General features: G+C 72.5%; 17 protein-coding genes and 1 pseudogene. 10 read left to right on the top strand and 8 right to left on the bottom strand.

From position 1 onward, the window contains the following. Window positions 1-98: 98 nt before the first annotated feature. Window positions 99-4,151 carry an nSTAND1 domain-containing NTPase gene (locus AC156L_RS14190; RefSeq protein WP_484406907.1) on the bottom strand — a complete coding sequence of 1,351 codons (4,053 nt, stop codon included), beginning with the start codon at window positions 4,149-4,151 and terminating at the stop codon, window positions 99-101. 832 nt (window positions 4,152-4,983) lie between these two features. Here AC156L_RS14190 and AC156L_RS14185 point away from each other — a divergent pair. From AC156L_RS14185 to AC156L_RS14165, 5 genes are all read left to right on the top strand, one after another. After that, window positions 4,984-6,444 carry an AlkA N-terminal domain-containing protein gene (locus AC156L_RS14185; protein WP_330877834.1) on the top strand — a complete coding sequence of 487 codons (1,461 nt, stop codon included), beginning with the start codon at window positions 4,984-4,986 and terminating at the stop codon, window positions 6,442-6,444. A gap of 14 nt (window positions 6,445-6,458) precedes the next feature. Next, window positions 6,459-6,944, top strand: coding sequence for a methylated-DNA--[protein]-cysteine S-methyltransferase (locus AC156L_RS14180; protein ID WP_330877835.1), 486 nt, complete (start codon window positions 6,459-6,461; stop codon window positions 6,942-6,944). A gap of 111 nt (window positions 6,945-7,055) precedes the next feature. Then, a complete protein-coding gene (locus AC156L_RS14175; protein WP_330877836.1) occupies window positions 7,056-8,900 on the top strand; it encodes a sigma-70 family RNA polymerase sigma factor in 1,845 nt (614 codons plus the stop codon). A gap of 79 nt (window positions 8,901-8,979) precedes the next feature. After that, entirely contained in the window at window positions 8,980-10,425 is a 1,446-nt protein-coding gene (locus tag AC156L_RS14170; RefSeq protein WP_330877837.1) for a DUF1996 domain-containing protein, read from the top strand. Further along, window positions 10,425-10,982 (top strand): DUF305 domain-containing protein, encoded by a 558-nt coding sequence (locus AC156L_RS14165; RefSeq protein ID WP_330877838.1) that lies wholly within the window; start codon window positions 10,425-10,427, stop codon window positions 10,980-10,982. Before AC156L_RS14170 ends, AC156L_RS14165 begins: the two co-directional genes overlap by 1 nt. Before the next feature lie 63 nt (window positions 10,983-11,045). Here AC156L_RS14165 and AC156L_RS14160 read toward each other — a convergent pair whose 3' ends face one another. Continuing rightward, on the bottom strand, window positions 11,046-12,488 hold the full coding sequence (locus tag AC156L_RS14160; RefSeq protein WP_330877839.1) for a phenylacetate--CoA ligase family protein: 1,443 nt from the start codon (window positions 12,486-12,488) through the stop codon (window positions 11,046-11,048). 23 nt (window positions 12,489-12,511) lie between these two features. Between AC156L_RS14160 and AC156L_RS14155 the strand changes: the two genes are divergently transcribed. Beyond that, window positions 12,512-13,507, top strand: a complete 996-nt coding sequence (locus AC156L_RS14155; protein ID WP_330877840.1) for a hypothetical protein — start codon at window positions 12,512-12,514, stop codon at window positions 13,505-13,507. On the opposite strand, the gene AC156L_RS14150 is transcribed toward AC156L_RS14155, so the two are convergent. Then, the gene (locus AC156L_RS14150; protein WP_330877841.1) at window positions 13,492-14,328 is read right to left on the bottom strand and encodes an alpha/beta fold hydrolase; all 837 of its coding nucleotides are present in this window, start codon (window positions 14,326-14,328) and stop codon (window positions 13,492-13,494) included. The two genes, AC156L_RS14155 and AC156L_RS14150, sit on opposite strands and share 16 nt — an antisense overlap. A 74-nt stretch (window positions 14,329-14,402) precedes the next feature. Here AC156L_RS14150 and AC156L_RS14145 point away from each other — a divergent pair, with 74 nt between their 5' ends. Together AC156L_RS14145 and AC156L_RS14140 are read left to right on the top strand one after the other, a co-directional pair. Further along, window positions 14,403-14,960: a helix-turn-helix domain-containing protein gene (locus AC156L_RS14145; RefSeq protein ID WP_330877842.1), complete on the top strand. Its 558-nt coding sequence runs from the start codon at window positions 14,403-14,405 to the stop codon at window positions 14,958-14,960. After that, window positions 14,953-15,837 carry an SRPBCC family protein gene (locus AC156L_RS14140; protein WP_330877843.1) on the top strand — a complete coding sequence of 295 codons (885 nt, stop codon included), beginning with the start codon at window positions 14,953-14,955 and terminating at the stop codon, window positions 15,835-15,837. Before AC156L_RS14145 ends, AC156L_RS14140 begins: the two co-directional genes overlap by 8 nt. 3 nt (window positions 15,838-15,840) lie before the next feature. Here AC156L_RS14140 and AC156L_RS14135 read toward each other — a convergent pair whose 3' ends face one another. Together AC156L_RS14135 and AC156L_RS14130 are read right to left on the bottom strand one after the other, a co-directional pair. After that, on the bottom strand, window positions 15,841-16,245 hold the full coding sequence (locus AC156L_RS14135; RefSeq protein ID WP_330877844.1) for a VOC family protein: 405 nt from the start codon (window positions 16,243-16,245) through the stop codon (window positions 15,841-15,843). A 38-nt stretch (window positions 16,246-16,283) separates the two neighbouring features. Next, on the bottom strand, window positions 16,284-16,676 hold the full coding sequence (locus tag AC156L_RS14130; RefSeq protein WP_330877845.1) for a helix-turn-helix transcriptional regulator: 393 nt from the start codon (window positions 16,674-16,676) through the stop codon (window positions 16,284-16,286). A gap of 64 nt (window positions 16,677-16,740) precedes the next feature. On the opposite strand from AC156L_RS14130, the gene AC156L_RS14125 reads away from it, so the two are divergent. Next, window positions 16,741-17,409, top strand: a complete 669-nt coding sequence (locus AC156L_RS14125; protein WP_330877846.1) for a TetR/AcrR family transcriptional regulator — start codon at window positions 16,741-16,743, stop codon at window positions 17,407-17,409. Here AC156L_RS14125 and AC156L_RS14120 read toward each other — a convergent pair. Continuing rightward, the gene (locus AC156L_RS14120; protein WP_330877847.1) at window positions 17,378-18,508 is read right to left on the bottom strand and encodes a metallophosphoesterase; all 1,131 of its coding nucleotides are present in this window, start codon (window positions 18,506-18,508) and stop codon (window positions 17,378-17,380) included. The genes AC156L_RS14125 and AC156L_RS14120 overlap by 32 nt on opposite strands. An 874-nt stretch (window positions 18,509-19,382) precedes the next feature. On the opposite strand from AC156L_RS14120, the pseudogene AC156L_RS14115 reads away from it, so the two are divergent. After that, a pseudogene (locus tag AC156L_RS14115) lies at window positions 19,383-19,748 on the top strand (transglycosylase SLT domain-containing protein); the annotation flags it as partial. A 124-nt stretch (window positions 19,749-19,872) separates the two neighbouring features. Here the strand turns inward: AC156L_RS14115 and AC156L_RS14110 are convergent. After that, on the bottom strand, window positions 19,873-20,658 hold the full coding sequence (locus AC156L_RS14110; RefSeq protein ID WP_330877848.1) for a hypothetical protein: 786 nt from the start codon (window positions 20,656-20,658) through the stop codon (window positions 19,873-19,875). Window positions 20,659-20,828: 170 nt separating this feature from the next. After that, the gene (locus AC156L_RS14105; RefSeq protein WP_330877849.1) at window positions 20,829-21,581 is read right to left on the bottom strand and encodes a GntR family transcriptional regulator; all 753 of its coding nucleotides are present in this window, start codon (window positions 21,579-21,581) and stop codon (window positions 20,829-20,831) included. Window positions 21,582-21,668 lie beyond the last annotated feature (87 nt).

The raw sequence follows: 21,668 nt of genomic DNA, 5'->3' as shown, positions 1-21,668 counted from the left end.
GTCCCACCACGGGTGATCAACCGTTCGCACGGCGTCGGGGACGACGGACTTCGCGCGGTGGGCGGGGCGCCGTGCACCGGCCGGTCCCGACCACCGCACTACGGGCACGGCGGGTCGTAGTTCAACTGCGGCAGGTACCGGTCCCACAGGTCCTCGGTGAGCACGCCCCTGCTGAGGGCGCAGATCCGGTCGATCGCGTGGCCCGCGTCGAGGTCCCACAGCCGGACCGTGGCGTCGAAGCTGGTGGACGCCAGGCTGCGCCCGTCCGGGCTGAACACGACGCCGCCGACGCCCCCGTCGTGCCCGGTGAGCGACTGGCCGACCGGCGTCGCGCGCGCCGGGTCGCTCACGTCCCACAGCCGGATCGTCTTGTCGTCGCTGGAGGTCGCGAGCCTGGTCCCGTCCGGGCTGAACGTGGCCCCGGCCGCCGACTCGGCGTGCCCGGTGAGCGGCAGACCGATCTGCCTGACGTCGCCCCGGTCGCTGATGTCCCACAGCCGCACGGTCTTGTCGTCGCTGGTCGTGGCGAACGTGCGCCCGTCGGGGGTCATGTCGCCGCCGCGGATCGGGGCGGTGTGGCCGAGCACGACCTGGCCGAGCCTGCGCACCGACAGCGGGTCGCGCACGTCGTAGAGGCGGATGCCCCGGTCGGCGCTGGCGGTCACGAGCGTCTCGCCGTCGGGGGTGAACTCGGCGTACTCGACGTACCCCTCGGGGCCGGTGATCGGCCCGCCCAGCTTCTTCGGCCGCTCGGGGTCGCTGATGTCCCAGAGCTGCATCGACTTGTCGTCGTCGCCGGTGAGCAGCGTGCGCCCGTCCGGGCTGAACGCGACCCGCGCGGTGAACCGGGTCCGCAGCACCAGCGGCTCCCCGACCGCCCTCGGCCGGGTCCGGTCGCTGATGTCCCACAGCCGCACCCTCCGGTCCTCGCCGCCGGACGCGAGCAGCCGCCCGTCGTGGCTGAGGGCGAGCTGCCACACGCCCGCCTCGTGCGCGGCGATCGGCGGCCCCAGCGGACGCGGGTCGGACCGGTCGGTGAGGTCCCACAGCCGGATGGTGCGGTCGTCGCTGCCGGTGATCAGCAGCCGCCCGTCGGCGCTGTAGATCGGGGCGCTGGTCTGGCCGCTGTGCCCGACCAGCACCGACGACGGCAGCGACCACAGCCGCACGGTCTGGTCGGCGCTGCCGGTGGCGAGGCTGCGGCCGTCCGGGCTGAACCCGACGGCGAACACCGTGCCGTTGCGGCCGGTCAGCGGTTCGCCGAGCGCCTGCGGCTGGGCCGGGTCCGTCACGTTCCACACCCTGGCGGTGCTGTCCGCGCCGCTGGTGGCCAGCAACCGCCCGTCCGGGCTGAACGCCACGGACCAGACGCTGCCCTTGTGGTCGGTGAGCGGACGGCCGAGCGGCCGCGGGTCGGCCGGGTCGGCGACGTTCCACAGCCGCACGGTCCGGTCGTCGCTGCCGCTGGCGAGGGTCTTGCCGTCCGGGGAGAACGCGACCGAGTGGATGGTGGAGTCGTAGCCGGTCAGGGTGCCCAGCAGCACGGGGGCGAGCCGGTCGGCGACGTTCCACAGCTCGACCGTCGTGTCGTCACCGCCGACCGCGAGCACCCGTCCCGCCGGGTCCCACGCGATCGAGCGGACCGCGGCGTCGTGCTGCCCGATCGGCCGGCCGAGCGGCTTCGGGTTCTCCCGGTCGCTCACGTCCCACAGCCGGGAGGTCTTGGCCTCGTTGGCCGTGGCGAGCGTCTTGCCGTCCGGGGAGAACGCGAGCAGGTAGACCGTGCCGTCGCCGCCCTCCAGCGGGACGCCCAGCGGTTTCGGGTCGGCGATGTCCGTGACGTCCCACAGCCGCACCGTCTTGTCGTCGCCCGCCGAGGCGAGCGTCTTGCCGTCGGGGGAGAACACCGCGGAGCTGACCCAGCTCCGGTGGCCGACGAGCGGCTCGCCGAGGGGTTTGGGGTGGCGCCGGTCGCTGACGTCCCACAGCCGCACGGTCTTGTCGTAGCTCGCGGTCGCGAGCGTCCGGCCGTCCGGGCTGAACGTCGTCAGGTACACCGCGCCGGTGTGCCCGGTGAGCGGGGTGGCCAGCGGTGACGTCCCGGTCGACACGAGTCGCGTGTAGACGTCCTGGTCGTCCGGCCGCATCCGGTGGGCGACCAGGTCGAGCTGCGCGGACAGCGACGGGTCGGTGTCCTGCAACCGGTTCGCCTCCGCCACGACGCCGCGGAACACGGCCTCGTCCCGCTCCCGCACGGCGAGCACGGCGGCCGTGCCCGCGATCAGGGCGAGCACCACCACCACGGACACGGCCGCGCGGCGCACCCACGTCGACCGCCTGCGCTGCTGGCCGGACACGGCGAGGAACGCGGTCGCGGTCGCGGTCAGCGAGCCCGGCCCCGCGCCGTCGGCCCACTGCCGGGCGGTCTCCAGCCGGGCGCCGCGGTAGAGCAGCGAGGAGTCCCGGTTCTGCGCGGACCACGTGCCCGCGTCCTCCTCCAGGCGCTGCCGCAGCAGCGCGCCCTCGCGGTCCTGGTCGACCCACGTCCGCAGTCGCGGCCACGCCTGGAGCAGCGCCTCGTGGGTGATCTCGACCGACTCCGCGTCCAGCGTCACGAGCCGCGCCCTGGCCAGCACCTCCAGGGCCTCCTCGGCCGCGGACCGGTTGGGCGCCTGCTCCACCAGTTCGTGCCTGGTCGAGCGCCTGCGGGTGTCCTGCGTGTCGTCGCCCACCCGGACCAGCCGCAGCAGCAACGGCCGCGCGGCCCGCTGGGCGGCCGGGTCGAGGTCGGCCCACGCGCGTTCGGCGGTGGCCGCGACCGCGCCCTGGATGCCGCCCGCGGCGCGGTAGCCGCTGATCGTGAGCTTCCCGCCCTGCCTGCGCTGCCACGTGGCGAGCAGCGCGTGCGACAGCAGCGGCAGCGCGCCCGCGTCGTACGCGCCCTGCCTGCCCTGCGGTCTGCCGCCGCGCACGCCGAGGTCGCGCAGCATCAGCTCGATCAGGCCCGGCTCCAGCTGGAGCCCGGCCGCCTTGGCGGGCCGCGACACCGCTTCGCGCAGTTCGGCCGACGTCATCGGTCCCAGCACCATCTGCCGGTCCTGCAACGCGTCGGCCAGCTCGGGGTAGGCGAGGCAGCGGCCGTAGAAGTCGGCGCGCACGCCGAGCACGACCAGCACCGGGGGCGTGCCGCCGGGGATCGCCGGGGTGCACGCGGCGTGCAGCGCCTGCACGAACACCTGGAGCCGGGTCTCGTCGCCGCCGAGCGTGAACGCCTCCTCGAACTGGTCCACGACCAGGACGAGCCGGTCGGCGCCGTGCGCGCGGGCGAACGCCGCGAACGCCGCCCGGATCTGGGTGGCGAAGCGCATGACGCCCATCAGGGTCTGGTTGATGAACGAGTCCAGCCCGGTGTCCGCCTCGTGGCCCAGCCCGTCGTGGTCCAGGGCGAGGTCGAGCGCGTCGCTGAGCTCCGGAACCTGGTGCGCCAATTCTTTGAGCGGATCGGCTCCCGGTGTCATCAGCACCACCGGCCAATTCGCGGAACCCTCGACGCCGAGATCGCCGCGAGCGATTGCCGGAATCATTCCGGCGCGCATGAGAGAGGATTTACCGGCTCCGGAAGCGCCGACCAGCATCACGATACCGCTGGTGTCCGCCGCATTTCCCAGTCGATTGACCAATGAGGCCGTGCTGCGTTCCCTGCCGAAGAACCAACCGGAATCCTCGGGGCGGAAAGCGGCCAGCCCCCGGTAGGGGCAGAGGCCGCCCTCCTCGGTGTGCGACTCCTCGTCGGAGGACTCGACGGCGCCCGCCGGGCTCGCCAGCGCCTCCTCCCACAGCGTCCGCCACGCGGCCACGTCGTAGAGACCCGGCACGGCCGGGGCCGACCGCAGTTTTCGGGCTTCACCGATCAAGATCTCCAGGACGACGGACAACGCCGCGAACCTGGCCGGGACGTTGCGACCCCGGCGCCAGTCGCTGACCCGCTGCGCCGTCGCGCGCACGGGGCGGTCCTTCTCATCGGTGCGGCGGGCCCGCGTGACCGACTCGGTGACCTTCTTCAGGGGCGGGTCGCCCGCCTCGGCGTAGAGCAGGGCGAACCTCTCGGCGAACACCCCGCGCGGTCCCATCCCCGGACCGGAACTGCTCATCCGCTGGCCTGCCATCCGTCGTGGATCCGGACCGGAAAACCCGATTGGTACATGTGATCAGGTCTTTTGTCGGCCGTGGAAACTCTGGGCACTCCAGCCTATCGACTTCCCCTGCCAAGCTGCTCCACGACGTTCCGCTCATCCGCCGCCAGCGTGAAGGAGACCTGATACCCGTGGTTTCGAAGTCGGCAGGCGAATGCCGCGGATCGTTCTCCGCTGAGAGGTCCTGGGGGTCTTCTCAGCGGCCGTGCGTCGAGCGACCAGGTCGCTGGCACGGTGCGGCCACCTGACCGGAGGCCGCTCGGTCCCGCGGCGGTCCTACCCACCGCTGAGGGAGCTCGGGTGTGCCCGGTGCTCCGGCTCGTCCTCGACACGCGGACACGTGGACGGGTCGACATCCCGTTGGCGCGGTTGGCCGCTCTGGTCACCGCGCGCTGAACGCCGGAGCGGTCGCCGCGGGAACCCGGTGGTTCCCGCGGCGGCTCCGGCGTGTCCTGCGCCACCGCGGACGACCGCGGCGATCGGTCGTCCCCGGTCGCCTTTCGGGCTGTCGGGATAACCGCCACCACCGTGCCGCGGCACGGCACGGTCACCGCGGCACGGCCCGTTCGGGATTGGGTCGATCAATCGTCGCGACCAGTTCGGGAACAGTGTTTATGAACTAGGTGCGGCGCTCCGGGACTCGGTGCCGGCGTTGACGAACGGACGCCCGAGGAATCCCCTCCCGTCGATCCGCGCACCGAAAAAGGGGGACCGGACCACCGGTGCGGGCCGCCACCTCCACGTCGTTTTCTCGCGAGCCACCGGGCTCGGCCGCGCGCAGACTGGTCGCATGCACACCGACCGCGAACGTTGCGTCCGCGCCGTCCAGTCCAGGGACGAGCGGTTCGACGGCTGGTTCTTCACGGCCGTGCTGACGACCGGCATCTACTGCCGTCCGAGCTGCCCGGCGGTGCCGCCCAGGGTCGAGAACATGGTGTTCCACCCGAGCGCGGCGTCCGCGCAGCAGGCCGGGTTCCGGGCCTGCAAGCGGTGCCGCCCCGACACGTCGCCGGGGTCGCCGCGGTGGAACGAGCGGGCCGACCTGGTCGCCAGGGCGATGCGGCTGATCGCCGACGGGCTGGTGGACCGCGAGGGCGTGCCGGGGCTCGCGGCGCACCTCGGCTACAGCGTCCGGCAGGTGGAGCGCCAGCTCCTCGCCGAACTCGGCGCCGGTCCGCTGGCCCTCGCGCGGGCCCAGCGGGCGCAGACCGCGCGGCTGCTGATCGAGACCACCGCGCTGCCGATGGCGGACCTGGCGCACGCGGCGGGGTTCGCCAGCGTGAGGACGTTCAACGACACCGTCCGCGAGGTCTACGCGCTGACGCCGACCGAACTCCGCGCACGGGCGGGCACCCCCGGCCCCCGGACGCCCGGCGTGCTCTCGCTGCGGCTGCCGTTCCGCCGCCCCCTATGCCCGGACAACCTGTTCGGGCACCTCGCCGCGACGGCCGTGCCGGGCGTGGAGGAGTGGCGCGACGGCGCGTACCGCCGGACCCTGCGGCTGCCCCACGGCCACGGGATCGCGTCGCTGCGGCCCGCGCCGGAGCACGTCGACTGCACGCTCGCGCTCACCGACCTGCGCGACCTGACCACGGCGATCAACCGGTGCCGCCTGCTGCTCGACCTGGACGCCGACCCGGTGGCCGTGGACGACCAGCTGAGCACCGACCCGGTGCTCGCGCCGCTCGTGCTCAAGGAGCCCGGCAGGCGGGTGCCGAGGACGACCGACCCGGAGGAGTTCGCGATCCGCGCCGTCCTCGGCCAGCAGGTGTCGACCGCCGCCGCCCGCACGCACGCGGCCCGGCTGGTGCGGGCCCACGGCGAGCCGATCACCGACCGCGACGGCGGCCTGACCCACCTGTTCCCGACGACCGAGGCGCTCGCGGACCTCGACCCCGAGGCGCTGGCGATGCCCCGCAGCCGCCGGGCCACGCTGATCGGCCTGGTCGCCGCGCTGCCGGACCTCGACCTGGGTCCCGGCGGCGACTGGGACCGGGCCAGGGCCCACCTCGGCGCGCTGCCCGGCATCGGCCCGTGGACCGTCGAGACCATCGCGATGCGCGCCCTCGGCGACCCGGACGCCTTCCTCGCCACCGACCTCGGGATCAAGGCGGCGGCCGAATCGCTCGGTCTGCCGACCAAGCCCGCCGAACTGGTCCGCCGCTCGGCCTCGTGGTCGCCGTGGCGGGCCTACGCGGTCCAGCACCTGTGGGCGACCGGTGACCACGCGGTCAACCGGCTGCCCGCCTGATCGGGAGAAGACCCTTGCACACCACCATCGACAGCCCGGTGGGTCCGCTGACCCTCGTCTCCACCGACGGGAACCTCAGCGGCCTGTACATGCACGAGCAGCGCCACCGGCCGCCCGCCGAGGCGTTCGGCGAGCCCGACGCCACGCCGTTCACCGCCGCCGTGCGGCAGCTCCGGGAGTACTTCGCGGGCGAGCGCACCGAGTTCGACCTGCCGCTCACCCTGCGCGGCACGCCCTTCCAGCGGTCCGTCTGGGACGAACTGACCAGGATCCCCTACGGCGAGACGATCTCCTACGGCGAGCTGGCCGCGCGCCTGGGCAACCCGGCGGCGTCACGGGCCGTCGGCCTGGCCAACGGCCGCAACCCGGTCGGCGTGATCGTGCCGTGCCACCGGGTGGTCGGGTCCACGGGCGCTCTCACGGGTTACGGTGGCGGCGTCGAGCGCAAGCAGCACCTCCTCGCGTTCGAGCGCACGGTCAGCGGCCTGGCGCCCCGCTGATCGACCGGGCCGGGGGACTCCGGGGAAAAGTCCCCGAGATTTTCTCGTTATCCCCGATCGTCGGGGACATCTCCTGGTCAGAGGACCTGGAACCCGGCGAGTGAGGTGGGCATGGCGGTACCCGTGGAACCCGGAGTCGCGACGGTGGTGGCCGCGCGCGACGGTGACCAGCGCGCCCTGGACGAGCTGGTCGCCGGGTACCTGCCCCTGGTCTACAACATCGTCGGCCACGCGCTGGGCGGTCACGCCGACACCGACGACGTCGTCCAGGAGACGATGCTCCGCGCGGTCAACGGGCTGTCGTCGCTGCGCGACCCGGCGGGCTTCCGCTCGTGGCTCGTGGTGATCGCGATGAACCAGGTCCGCGAACGCCACCGCGCCCACCAGCGCGTCCCCGTCACCGGCGAGGTGCCCGAGGACCTGGCCGACCCCGGCGCCGACTTCGTCGACCTGACGATCATGCGGCTCCAGCTCTCCGGGCAGCGGCGCGAGGTCGTCGCCGCGACCCGGTGGCTCAGCGAGGACGAGCGCGAACTGCTGTCGCTGTGGTGGCTGGAGGCGGCGGGCAGGCTGACCCGCACCGAGGTGGCCGAGGCGCTCAACCTCACCCCGCAGCACACCGCCGTGCGGGTGCAGCGGGTCAAGGGCCAGCTCGACGCGGCCCGGATCGTGGTGCGCGCGCTGGAGAAGCAGCCGCGCTGCCCCGAGCTGGCGGAGGTCGTGGCCGACTGGGACGGCGACCCGAGCGCGCTGTGGCGCAAGCGGATCGCCCGCCACACCAGGGGCTGCCGCCGGTGCGAGCGCGTGATGAGCGACCTCGCCGCCGTGGAGGGCCTGATCGCCCGGCTTCCGCTGGTGCCGCTGCCCGCCGCCCTCGCGTTCTCCCAGCCGCTGCTCACCGCGACCGGCACGTCCGCCGTCCTCACCCAGGTCGGCACCGCACCCGTCGCCACGGGCAAGGTCGCGCTCCTGCTCCAGGGCGCGCTGGCCAAGCCGATCGCCGCCGCTGCCGCCGCCGTGCTCGCCGCGGGTGTCGCCGTGACCGTCGTGCTGCCGTCGGGTGAGGAGCCCGTGGCGCAGGCCGTGTCCGTGACCACCAGCGCGACGCCCACGAGCATCCTGCCGCCGGAGACCGCGCCCTCGCCTGGGTCCAGCTCTTCGGTGCCGCCCACGACGACCACGACGACCGCCCCCGCCCCGCCGCCCGCGGCCGAACCGGTGGTGGCGTCGGCGAAGAAGGGCGTCAGCACGTGGAACTTCGACGGCGTGACCAAGGCCCTCGGCGACGTGCGCGCGGGCTGGTACTACACCTGGGGGTCGACGCCCGAGGGTGTCGTCGCCCCGCCGAACGTGGAGTTCGTCCCGATGGTCTGGGGCGAGAAGTCCATGGACCAGGCCAACCTGGACCGGGCCAAGGCGAACGGGAAGGTGCTGCTCGGGTTCAACGAGCCGGACTTCCCCGAGCAGGCCAACATGACGCCGGAGCGCGCGCTCGACCTGTGGCCCCGGCTCCAGGAGACCGGCCTGCGGCTCGGCGCGCCGAGCGTCGGGCACAGCGGTGACAAGGAAGGCGCGTGGCTCGACCGGTTCATGACCGGTGCCGCCCAGCGCGGACTGCGCGTCGACTTCATCCCGATCCACTGGTACGGCTCGGACTTCAGCGCCGCCGCCGTCGACCACCTCAAGAACTACGTCGAGGCCGTCCACGCCCGCTACGGCAAACCGGTGTGGCTGACCGAGTACGCGCTCATCGACTTCTCGGGCGGCACCCCGCGCTACCCGAGCCAGCAGGAGCTGGCGGCCTTCGCCCGCGGTTCCAGCGCGATGCTGGAGGGCCTCCCGTACGTGGAGAGGTACGCCTGGTTCGCGCTCCCCGCGGACAAGCCCGGCACCGGCCTCTACGCACCCGGTGGCACCCCCAACCAGGCGGGCGAGGCGTACCGCGACGCGGGCTGAGCCCTGCCGCTTCCCCCCTTCCCATCCCCGAAGAACGTCATTCCTCCGGCATTCCCCCGTGCCTGTCGAAAGGACAGCCATGTCCCACGTCCTGCCCCCGTCCACGTTCAAGCGCTGGCGAGGCCGCATCGCCGTGCTCTCCGCCGTCGTCGTCGCGGGTTCCGCCGTGACCGTGAACGCGATCTTCGCCGCGACCGCGCCACCGCCACCGGACCTGCTGTCCAAGGGCGGCGCCGTGACCGCGTCCTCCGTCGAGGGCGGCGCCTTCGCGGCGAACCGCGCCGTCGACGGCGACACCGGCACCCGCTGGTCCAGCGCCTTCCAGGACCCGCAGTGGATCCAGGTCGACCTCGGCTCGGACGCGGCGATCTCGAAGGTCGTGCTGAACTGGGAACACGCCCACGCCGAGGACTTCACGCTCCAGACCTCCAGCGACGGCGTCCGGTGGGCCACCGTCGCGAACGTCGAGGACAGCCGGGGCGGTGTCGAGACCCTCGACCTGTCCGCGACCGGCCGCTACGTGAAGCTGCACGCCACCAAGCGCTCCACCCAGTACGGCGTGTCGCTGTGGGAGTTCGAGGTGTACGGCAAGGCGGGTGCGGTGAGCGGCCCGACCGCGCCGACCGCGCCGCCCGGATCGTCGTCGACCTCCGCCACGCCGACGACGGCCGCGCCCACGACCACGACCACGACGACGGCCACCGCGGCCCCCGGCACCACGACCGGCAGCCCGACGACCCACACGCAGAAGCCGATCCCGCCGAACGCCGTGCGCGTGGCGGAGTTCGTCGCCGAGTGCGGGTTCAGCCACCGGCTGCCCGACGACCCGATCGTCTTCCCGAAGCTCGCGGGTGCCTCGCACCTGCACACGTTCTTCGGCAACACCTCCACCGACGCGCACTCCGACACGGACTCGCTGATGGCGGCCGACACCAAGTGCGACCCGGTCGAGGACAAGACCGCCTACTGGACGCCGACCGTGCTGGTCGACGGCCAGCCGGTCGACCCGCCCACGTCGACGTTCTACTACCTCGGTGAGGGCGTGAACGACGAGGTGACCAAGCAGATCCAGCCGATCCCGGTCGGCCTGCGGATCATCGCGGGCAACGCGAAGGCCACCAGCGCCGAGGGCACCAGGACCCGCTGGGACTGCAACGGCGCGAGCGTGACCCCGTCCAACGACTTCGTGAGCTGCCCGGCTGGCGCGAAGCTCCAGTCCTACCTGGACTTCCCGCAGTGCTGGGACGGCAAGAACCTCGACTCGGCCGACCACAAGTCGCACATGGCCTACCCGGTGCACCCCGGCGTCTGCCCGCCCTCGCACCCGGTGCCGCTGCCCAAGATCCGCCAGGTCGTGAACTTCCCGATCTCCGGGGTCGACGCGTCGCGGATCACGCTCTCCTCCGGGCCCGGCTACACCTACCACATGGACTTCATGAACGGCTGGCCCGCGGCGGAGATGGAGCGGCGGGTGCGCGACTGCATCAACCGCATCGTCAAGTGCGGCCACAACGGGAACCCGTGATGCGGGCGCTGAGCGCGGTGGTGGTGCTCTGCCTGGTCACCGCTGGGTGCGGTGGTGCGCCGGACACCGGCCCGGTGGGCGCGTCGAGCGCCGTCAGCACCCCGCCGTCCGGGGGGCTGACGCCCACCGACGTGGCGTTCGTGGAACTGGCCATCCCGCAGAACGAGTCGGCGCTGGCCGCGGCGGAACTCACGCTGAAGCGGTCCGGGTCGAACCCGGAGCTGGTCGCGCTCGCCGAGCGCGTCGACAGCGGCTACCGGGTCGAGCTGGACCGGCTCAACGGCGTGCTCACCGCCGCCGGGCTGACGAGGAGCGACCAGCACGACGGCCACGACATGCCCGGCATGATCACGGCGCTGGAGCTGGCGGCGCTCGACCAGGCGCAGGGCGCGGCCTTCGACGAGCGGATGCGCGAGGCGTTCCGCGCGCACCTCCGGGAATCGCTGACGGTCGCCCAAGCCGAGCTGTCGTCGGGGACGGCGAAGTCCGTGCTGGAGCTGGGCTCCGACATCGAGCGGACGCGCACTGAGCTGCTGGGGCGGCTCGGGGCTCCGTAGGGACCGGCCGCGGGCGGTCGGGTGCTCGCTCCCCGACCGCCCGCGGTTCCCACCCGCCTGCGGCTACGACGACGAGCGCGTGTAGCGGTGCTTCACGCCCACCGGGAAGTGCTCGGGGTCGCCCGCGGGCTTGAGCACCACCTCGGGCGTCCGCCGCTCGGCGGGGACGTAGTGGGCGAACTCGCTGTTGAGCCGCAGGAGCTGCTCGCGCACCGAGTTCGCCAGCAGCGCCGGGTCACCGGTGCGGCCGGGGGCCAGTTCGACGGTCACCCGCAGCCGGGTGTTCTCGTCGGTGTCGGACACGGTCTCCAGCACGAACTTGCCGGTGACCCAGTCGCTGATCCCCGGCTGCTCCAACCCGACGGTCACGTTCTCCGGGTAGACGTTGGCGCCGAAGAACGACACGGTGAACAGCGACCGCCCGAACACGAAGACGAACGGCAGGTCGTTGTCGACCTCGGGCGCGAAGCCGTTGCGGGAGCAGAAGTCGAGCATCTCCGCCGAGCTGAGCACGCCGCCCTCGTCGGCGATGTGGTAGCGGATCAGGGGAACGCCGTTGTCGCCGGAGAACAGCAGCGTCCCCTCGTGCACCTCGAAGAACCGGCTGTTCGGGTCGTACTGCACGAGGGTCGGCAGGCGGGAGTCGCCGAACAGCTCGCGGGCCAGGTCCGGGCGGCCCGCCAGGAAGCGGCGGATCGAGACCGACAGCGGCGTCTCGTTGCCCAGCACGCCCGCGTCCGCCGTGCCGTAGAGGGACGCGGAATCCCGTGCGGGGTCGGCCATCCCGACCCGGCGCCCGACCAGGTCGCGCCACTGCTCGCTGAACACCTCGCCCGCCAGCACCAGCTTCACCGCGTGCCGCGACCAGTCGAACCCGGCCGCCAGCCCGGTGTCGACGACGTCCTTCACGAACGGCGGGTAGCCCAGCAGCACGACCTGGTCGAAGTGGTCGGCCAGCTCCGGCAGCACGCGCAGGACCTCCGCCTTGTCGTTGCCCGGCGCGACGACGGTGATCGGGTAGCCCTTGGCGGCCAGGTGCCGCGTGCACGCCAGCGTGAACAGGCCCCCGACCCACGTGCCGAGCGGGAAGCACACCACCGCGAGGGTGCTGCGCTCGTGGGCGCGGAAGCCGTCGCGGAACACCTGGTCGAAGCGGCGCGCGACGGCCAGCTCGTCGACGAGCGAGCGCGGCCACACCGTCGGCCGACCGCTGGAGCCGGACGACACGGCGATCACGTCGCACCCGTCGAGGCGGCCGTCGCGGCAGAGCTCCGGCAGCGGGTAGCGGCGGTGGTAGGTCTCCTTGTCGATCATCGGCAGGGACCGGAAGTCGTCCATCGTGACGACGGTCGCGGGGTCGATCCCGTGCTCGCGCAGGAACTCCCGGTACGCGGGCACGGTCGCCGCCACCCGCTGGAAGAGCTCCAGCACCGACTCCTGGGCGCGGACGTCCGCGAAGAACGCCTCGAACCCCTTGACCACCCGTGTCCCGCGATCGACGTCCACCCGACCACCCTAGGGTGATCCCGGTGTGGCGGCGGATACCGATCGACGACCGGGTGCTCGGCAGACCGAAGCACGTCAGGGGGATCACCAGCAGCCCGCGGTCGCGCGTGTGGTCCGCGGAGTTCGACGGCGTGCCCGCGGTGGTCAAGCAGTCGGTCGGCGGCTCGGACGCGGAACAGCGGTACCGGCGGGAGCTGACGGCGCTGCGGCTCGCCGGGCGCGCCGAACCCCGGCTCGCGCCGCGGGTGCTCGGCACCGACCCCGAGCGGCGGATCGTGGTGCTGGAGCGCCTGCCCGTCCGCAGGCGCACGATGCCGGACTGGGTCGTCTACGCCGAGGGCCTGGCCCGGCTGCACGAGGTCACCACGGCCGCCGACGCCGGTTCGCTGCTCCCGGCGGACGTGCCCACCGACGCCGACCTGGCCGCGTTCCGGGGGCTGTGCGCCGACTTCGGCCTGACCACCCCGGACGACGAGCTCGACCCGTTGCCGCGGCGGCTGTCCGGTGGGCACGACCTGGTCCACGGCGACCCGTGCGTCGGCAACGCGCTGCCGGTCGACGGGCGGACGTGGTTCCTCGACTTCGAGCACGCCGCGCTGGGCAACGGGCTCACGGAGCTGGCCTACCTGCGGATGGGGTTCCCGACGTGCTGGAACCTCAACGTCGTGCCCGCGGACCGGCTCGCCGCGGCGGAGGCCGCGTACCGCGCGCTGCGCCCGGACGCGCCGGGCACCGTCGCCGAGCACTGCGTCGGCTGGCTGGTGCGCGGGGACGCGCTGGTCCAACGCGCCCACCGGGACGGCCGCGACCACCTCGGCAGGCTGCTGCGCGAGGACTGGCGGTGGGGCTTCGTCGGTGCCCGCCAGCGCTTCGCGCACCGGCTGGGCGTGGTCGGGGCGCTGACCGACCCGGCGGTCGCGGGCACGGCCCGGCTCGCGCGGGCGCTGCGGGAGCGCGTGCTCGCGCGGTGGCCGGACGCCGCCCGACCACCGCGCAAGGCGGCTCACACCTCGGAGTGAGCCAGGATCGCGGGCACCACGACGTCCCACGAGGACTTCGGCAGCTCGTGGCCCACGCCGTGCAGCACGACCAGGGAGGCGTTCGGGATCAGCTCCGCCAGCGCCTCCCCGTGGGGCAGCGCGAAGAGCGGGTCGCGGTCGCCGTGCAGGACCAGCGTCGGAGCGGTGACGGCCTCCAACCCGCCCTCCCAGGACGGGCCGCCGTGGAGCAGGTCGTGGTTGGAGGCCGACCGGAAGCTCGACGTCCGGTCGAGGTCGTGCTCGACCCCGGCTCGCACGGCCTCCTCGTCGAACTCGCCGGTGGTGAACCAGCGCTGCACGCCCACGACGTGCTCGACCACCGCCGAGCGGTCCGACCAGTCGGGCTCGGCCAGGGTGGAGAAGTACTCCAGCGCCTCCGGGGACAGCGGTGGGAGGCCCTCCGTGCCGGGCGCGGCGGGGCTGGTCGCGACCAGCGTCAGCGAGGCGACCCGCTCCGGGTGGTCCACGGCCAGCACCTGGGCGATGCCGCCGCCCATCGACAGGCCGACGACGTGCGCGGAGGCCACGTCCAGCGCGTCCAGCACTCCGACGGCGTCCGCGACCAGCTCGGGGAACCCGTAGCCGGGTTCGCCGGGCGGGTAGGTGACCGACCGCCCGGTGTCGCGGTGGTCGTAGCGGATCACGTACCGGCCGGTCAGCCGCGCGCAGAACTCGTCGGGCCAGGACGTCATGGAGCTGTTCGACCCCGCGACCAGCAGCACCGCGGGGTCGGCCGGGGCGCCGAGGGCCTGCACGCACAGCTCGACCCCGTTGACGGGGAGCAGTCGTTCACCGGTCATGGGGCAGAGCCTGGACGACCACCCGGCCGACCGCATTGACAAGACAGATTTTTATGTACAAACTTATTTTTGCGATGAGAGACGTCCTGTACCTGGATCGGATCGAGCAGGCCGAGACCCTGCTCAAGCCGCAGCGCGTGGAGGTGCTGCGGCAGCTCGCCGAGCCGCACTCGTGCGGCGAGGTGGCCGAGCAGCTCGCCCAGACCCCGCAGCGGGTCTACTACCACGTGAAGCGCCTGGTGGACGCCGGTCTGGTGACCCTGGTGTCCGAACGCCGGGTGCGCGGCATCCAGGAGGGCGTCTACCAGGCGGCGGCCCGCTCGTACTGGCTGTCGCCCCGCCTGGTCGGCGTCCTCGGCCCGCGCCGGGCGCAGGACGAGCTGAGCCTCGGGCACCTGCTGACCCTCGTGGAGGAGGTGCAGGCGGACATCGCAGACCTGGACCGGACCGCTCCCGAGTTGCCGTCCATCGGCGTGTCGGGGGAGATCAGGGTCCGGCCTGAGCAGCGCCAGGAGTTCCTGGACGACCTGAAGACCGTGCTGCGGGACCTGTTCACCCGCTACGGCGGCGCGGAGGGCGACGCGTTCAAGCTCGCCGTCGCCTGCTACCCGAAGGGAGATCGTGATGACTGACCCGATGAGGATGACGGCCCGCGTCGAGGCGCCCCTGTCCGACGTGCGCGCGGCGCTGACCGACCCGACGGCGCTGCGCACCTGGTTGGCCGAGCACGTCGAGGTGGAGCTGCCGGGCACGTTCGAGTTCTGGGGCCGCTACACCCCGGAGGGCGACGCGCCGCACCAGCGCCTGCTGCACGTGGACGACCGCACGCTGCGGTTCTCGTGGCTGGTCGGCGGCGAGGACACCACCGTGGAGATCGTGCTCGACGAGGAGACGGCGGACACGACCACCGTGACGCTGAGCCAGTCGCACGTCCCCGACTGGGAGGAGGTCGCGGCGGGCACCAGCCCCCTCGCCGTGCTGCACACGTTCTGGGCGCTGTCGATCACGAACCTGGTCGACCACGTCGAGGGCCGCGACCTCACCCCGAAGTGCGACTTCACGTCCACCGACCTGCGGGCCGAGCTGTTCATCGACGCCGTCCCGGAGGAGGTGTACGAGTCCCTGCTCGACCCGGTCGCGTTCAGCAGGTGGTTCGGCGCCAAGGTCGACATCGAGCCGCACGTCGGCGGCCGGTTCGCCATGGGCGGCTTCGAGTTCGAGAGCAACCCGGCCAAGATCCTCGACCTCGTCCCCGGCCGCCGGATCCAGCTCGCCTGGGAGGGCGGCGACGGCTTCGTCGACACGTGGGAGCTGGCCGGGTCGAACGGCGGCACGAGGCTGACGTTCGTGCAGAGCGGCTTCGACGAGCCGGACCACGGCGCCTGGGCGGGCTGGCTCGGCGGGCTGGCCGAGCTGCGCCGCTACCACGAGCTGGAGAACTGGCGCCCCCTCTGGCTGTCCGTCGACATGACCGGGCTGCCGGAGGGGATGCTCACCATCGGCGAGTAGCGCTCAGCGGCGGCTGGAGAAGCGGATCGAGTTGCCGGACGGGTCGCGGAACGCGCAGTCCCGCACCCCGTACGGCTGGTCGACGGGCTCCTGCATCACCTCGGCGCCGGACGCCCTGATCTTCTCGAACGTGCCGTCGAGGTCGGTCGTGGTGAAGATGACGGTGCTCAGCGACCCCTTGGCGAGCAGGCCGCGCATCGACTCGGCGTCCTTCTCCGGCCGCCCCATCCCCACGGCTTCCAGGACGATCTCCACGTCGGGCTGCTCGGCCGGTCCGACGGACAGCCAGCGGTACTGGTCGAAGGGCTGGTCCACGCGCAGCTCCAGCCCGAGCACGTCGCGGTAGAACGCGAGCGCCTCGTCCTGGTCGTGAACGGGGATGAAGGTGTGCGAGAGCTTGAGGTCCATGCCCGAGAACGTAGGACGGGACCCCGGTCCGGCGCTTCTCAGATCCTGCTCGGTCTCGTCATCGTCTTCGAGTAGCAGGCGGGCACCGGCTCCGCGGCGGTGTGGTCGCGGGCCCGGTAGGCGCTGGGGGTCTCGCCGACGAGTTCGGTGAACCGGGAGCTGAACGACCCGAGGGACGTGCAGCCCACCTCCACGCACACCTCGGTCACGCTCAGGTCCCCGCGCCGCAGCAGCGCCATGGCCCGCTCGATCCGCCGGGTCATGAGGTAGTTGTACGGCGTCTCCCCGTACTCGGCCCGGAACCGCCGGGAGAAGTGGGCGGGTGACATCAGCGCCGCGCGCGCCAGCGAGGGCACGTCCAGCGGCCGCGAGTACTCCCGGTCCATGAGATCACGGGCTCGGCGCAGGTGGGCCAGGTCCTCGAACGTCACCGCGACAGCATCGCACCCGCGGTTCCGGGGCGGGAAAAGACCGACGGGCTGATAAATTCCGACCGTGACCTTCCAACGGGCCCGCCGACCGGAACAGGTCCAAGCCCGGCGAGCGGCCATCCTGGAGACCGCCGCCGCGATGCTCGCGGAACGCCCGGTGGCGGACATCAGCCTCCGCGAGCTGGCCGACCGGGTGGGTCTGGCGAAGTCGAACGTCCTGCGCTACTTCGACAGCCGCGAGGCGATCTTCCTGGAGGTGCTGGACGGCGCCTGGCGGGCCTGGCTGGACGACGTCGAGGCCGACCTGCGCGCCCTGGCCGTCGGCGGGGGCGAGTACGCGAGGGAGACGGCGGTGGGGCGTGCCGTCGCGGCGTCCGTGACCCGCCACCGGCTCCTGTGCGAGCTGATGAGCACGATGGGCGGGGTGCTGGAGCGCAACATCTCCCAGGAGTTCGCCAGGGTCTTCAAGCGCCGCGCCGTCGGCAACACCGCCCGCCTGGCGGAGCTGGTGACCCGCGAGCTGCCCGGCCTGAGCCCGGAGCGGGCGACCCACTTCGCCGGGGCCGTCCTCGTGCTCGTCGCGGGCCTCTGGCCGTACGCGAACCCGACGGACGAGGTGGCGGCCGTGACGGCGGAGATGGGCATGCCCCACGGTGGCGACCTGTTCACCACCGGCCTCTCGGACGGGCTGGTCTACCAGCTCATCGGCCTGACCGCAGCACCAGGACGCTGATCTCGCTGGGTGCGAAGACCCGGAACGGCGGCCCCCAGAACCCGGACCCGCGGCTCGTGTAGAGCTGCGTGCGGTCGCCGTGCCCGCTCAGGCCCTGGAGCACGGGCTGGTCGACCCGCACCAGGAGGTGGAACGGCCAGATCTGCCCGCCGTGCGTGTGGCCGGACAGCTGGAGGTCCACCCCGGCCCCGACGGCGACCGGCACCTGCTTGGGCTGGTGGGCCAGCAGCACGACCGGGTCGTCGGGGCCCACGCCCTCCAGCGCCGCCGCGATGTCCGGCCCGTGACCGGTCAGCGTCGACCCCGTGCCGGTCGGGTCGTCGATGCCCGCGAACACCAGCCGGTCGCCGCCGCGCTCCACCACGTGGTGCCGGTTGTGCAGCGGGTCCCAGCCGAGGTGCTCCATGTGGTCGAGCCAGCCCTGGGCCTCGTTGTAGTACTCGTGGTTGCCGGTGATGTAGAGCTTCGCCTCCGCCGCCCGCACGGTGCCCAGCGGGGCGACCTGGCCGCGCCGCTGCTCCACCGTGCCGTCCGCGAGGTCGCCGGTGTGGCAGACGACGTCGGCGTCCAGCTCGTTGATCTTGGCGGCGAGCCCCTCGGACCACCTCGTCCGCTCCAGCGGGCCGTAGTGGGTGTCGGTGATGACCACGACGCGCAGCCCGTCCAGCCCGCGCCCGAGCCGGGGGAGCACCACCTCGGTGGTCCGCACCCGCGGCACCCGCATCGCCTCGACGTAGCCGTGCAGGAGGAGGACCGCCACGACCGCCAGCGTCACCACGGCGGTGATCCGCGCCCGGTCGGGGTTCTCCACGCCCGCCAGCGCCAGCACGGGCCGCAGCAGGAGGCCGAGCAGTGTCCAGGTGAACAGCACCCAGACGGCGCCGAGCGTCGTGTCGGCGATCTTGGCAGCCCAGTCCGCGTGCCGCCGCCCGTGGCCCCTCGCCATGAGGAACGGGAACGCCACCAGCGCCACGGCGAAGAGCGCCGTGCCGAGGGCGGTGACCGGGGCGGGCCAGTCGGGGCCGACCGCGACCAGCGCGGCCCACGGCGTCCCGAACAGCAGCGCCAACACCAGGACGAGCACCAGTCCGCGGCGCATGTGTTCCTCCGTCTGCCGTGTGGAGCGTCCACACGTGGTCAACGGTACGGAGGGCCCGCGCGGGACCGCCCCGCGCCGGTGGCGGCGGGTCGGTCTGCGCGAATTGTGAACCGGGGTGCCCGCCGCTCCGTAGTACCCGTCGTGGCACACCCGAACCCGCAGGTAACGGCGATCTCCCGTTCGTGGAGCTCGTCCACACCCTCAGTAGCAGTACCTGGGGCAAACGTGATGAGAGTCACCTATAGGGTGTCGATCGGTTGCCTTAGGCAGTGACATCAGGTTACGTTCCCGGCCGCAGGTCACGGTTCGGTCACTGAATGGACACGGCAGTCGCCCCCGAAGCGGCTCCACCTGGATCCCCCGCCAGCGGTCCACTCGGCCGAACTCCCCGACGCAGGAGGATCGTTTGTCCCGGCATGGAAAAGCCGCTGGTCGCACCGTGTACACGGTCGCTCCCCAGCCTGCGGCAGCAGTCGCGTCCCGCCCTGCCTCGCACCGCGTGGAGACGGACTGGGCGCCCCTCGGCACCAAGGTCTCCGCCTTCGTCGTGGCAGCCGGTGTGCTGGCGGGCGCAGGTGCCGCCGCCAACGCGATGGCCAAGGTGGGTGGCCCGGCCTCCGGCGCCGCCATGGACCTGTCCTCCGGTCCGGAGATCCAGACCCTCTCCTCCGACGTCCACGCGAAGTCCGCTTCGCTGAAGACGATCCAGATCGCGAACCCCGCGATCGAGGTGGGCAAGCTCCTCCAGCTCGACAAGCGCCAGTCGATCCAGCAGTTCCAGACGGTGGCCAAGTCCGCCGCCGACACGGTCGAGTCGAACCGCAAGGCCGAAGAGGCCCGGATCGCCCGCGAGAAGGCCGACGCGGGCAAGTCCCCGCACCAGCGCCAGGTCGAGGGCTGGATCCGCGAGGCGATCACCATCCTCGCCGCCAACGGCACCGCGATCGACGAGAGCAGCGTCGACGAGATCTACCTGATCATCCAGAAGGAGTCCGGCGGCAACCCGAACGCCGTGAACAACTGGGACTCCAACGCCGCCAAGGGCACGCCGTCGAAGGGTCTGATGCAGTGCATCGACTCGACGTTCAACGCGCACAAGCTGCCCGGCCACAACGACATCTTCAACCCGGTCGACAACATCATCGCGGGTGTCCGATACACCTACGACCGCTACGGCGGCTTCGCGGGCCACCCCGGCCTCGTGTCGATCAGCGTGGGCGGCGGCTACCAGGGCTACTGAGCCCCTCTGCGCGACCGGGAGCGAACCGACCGGCGCAGGCGCCCGCGCCGGGGCGACGGGCGCCGTGCTCGCGGACTTCCCGCCGCGGGACGTGCACTCGGCAGGCCGCCCGTGCCTGCGCGGATCAAACCTGACCGGTGAACACCGCTTTGTCGGAACCGAAACCGGGCTGGAGCACCAGCTGCATTTCGCCGGGCTCCGCTCCGACCGAATACGACTGCTCGAAGGTGAAGGTCTTTCCGGGCATCACGGTGCTGGATTCGAATCCGCCGCCGCACCCGCCGTTGGAGTCGAAAACGCTTTCGGCTTTCTTTCCCGCGAACTGCGCGTCGCTGCCGAACGAGAGGCCCGCGGTCTCGAACGGCTTGTCGGTTCCGTTGGTGATGACGATCGTGAACTTCACCGCGCGCACGACGCCCTGGGGAGCCGCGAACTCGCCCGGCGTGCACGCCGCGGGGGCCGCGACGTCCACCGCCAGGCCGTCCTTCCAGGTGTAGCGCGTGCCCCACGTCGGGCTGCCGGCCGCGGGCGCCTGCGCGACGGCGGCGGGTTCACCGGTCCCGCCGGGGCTGACCCGTCCGTCGTTCGTCGTGCCCGCGAAGATCTCATCGAGCTTCTCCGCCGTGCTCGACTGGACCGAGACGGTGATCGCCACGCCGGCGACGCACAGCACGACGCCGATCGCCGCCAGGATCTTCTTGCTGCCGAAGAGCGCGATGGCGCCCAGCACGATGCCGACGAACGCGATCACCGCGGTGAGGTTGTTCAGGAAGATGACCGGGGAACCGACGACGCCCACGATCCCGAGGATGAGTGCCGTCCAGGCGAGTGTGCCGAACTTCGTCTTCGCGGGCGGTGCGAGCGGTGCGGACGGCTGCGGGTGGGGCGCCTGCTGCTGCGGGTAGGTCATTTCGTCTCCTGCGGTCGATGCCTGTCCCGTGGAGTCGCCGCCGAAGGTGTGCTCGTTACCCGAAAAGGTCACTCTCGGGCGCTTCGGGTGGAGCTGTAACGGAATGCTTCCGCAATTCGATGGGAAAGCGCATCAATGCATTTGGTTAGAATGCAGATCGCTTTCTCGTCCTATCCGGACGACCCGGTCAACTGGTACCCCGCGTGCGCCGAGAAGGCCGCCGTGAGCGCGAACCGGTCCCCCCGCACGAGCGTGTGCCGCCACTCCACGGGCCTGCCGTGGGCGTGGCTCAGGCGGTTGATCGAGAACGCCGCGGCCGAGGCGGGGCAGCGCAGCCGAGCCCGTTCGGCCGCCGTGGGCACGACCGCGTGCACGTCCTCGTGCCCGTGGTCGAGGCGGATCCCGGCTCGGGCGTGCAGTTCGGTGTACAGGCTGGTGTGGGTGAAGTCGGCGTCCAGCAGTGGCGCGGCCAGGTCGGCGGGCAGCCAGACGCGGTCGAGCGCCAACGGCTCGTCGCCCGCCAGGCGGATGCGCTCCAGGTAGACGAGCGGGGTCGAGCCCTCCAGGTCCAGGCGTTCCGCGACGAGGGCGTCGGCGCGCACGTCGAGCCTGCGCACGATGCTGTGCTGCGGCAGCCCCGAGGCCTCGACGGAGGCGAAGAGGCTGTACAGGGCCCCCATCGGCTGCTGGATCTCCGGCGGAGGGGCGACGCGCGGACGTCTGCCGCGCTCGGCGACGACGACCCCGTCCGCGCGCAGGCCGCTCAGCGCCTGCCGGACGGTGTGCCTGCTCACGCCGTAGTGCTCGACGAGCGCGAGTTCGCCGGGGAACCGGTCGGCGAACTCTCCCGCGTCCACGCGGGTCAGGAGTTCGCGCTGAAGTTGCCGCCACAGGGGGGTCGATCCGCCGCGGTCCAGCGCCATGTCCCCTCCTCCGGTCACGGCGAACGCTACCGTTTGTGAAATGTCCGTACATATCGTACTTTCGCTGTACGGACATCAAGGGAGTGG

The sequence above is a fragment of the Umezawaea sp. genome (assembly GCF_057122925.1).
Note: the sequence above shows the minus strand (reverse complement) of the source record. Positions and strands in the feature narration are given on the sequence as shown.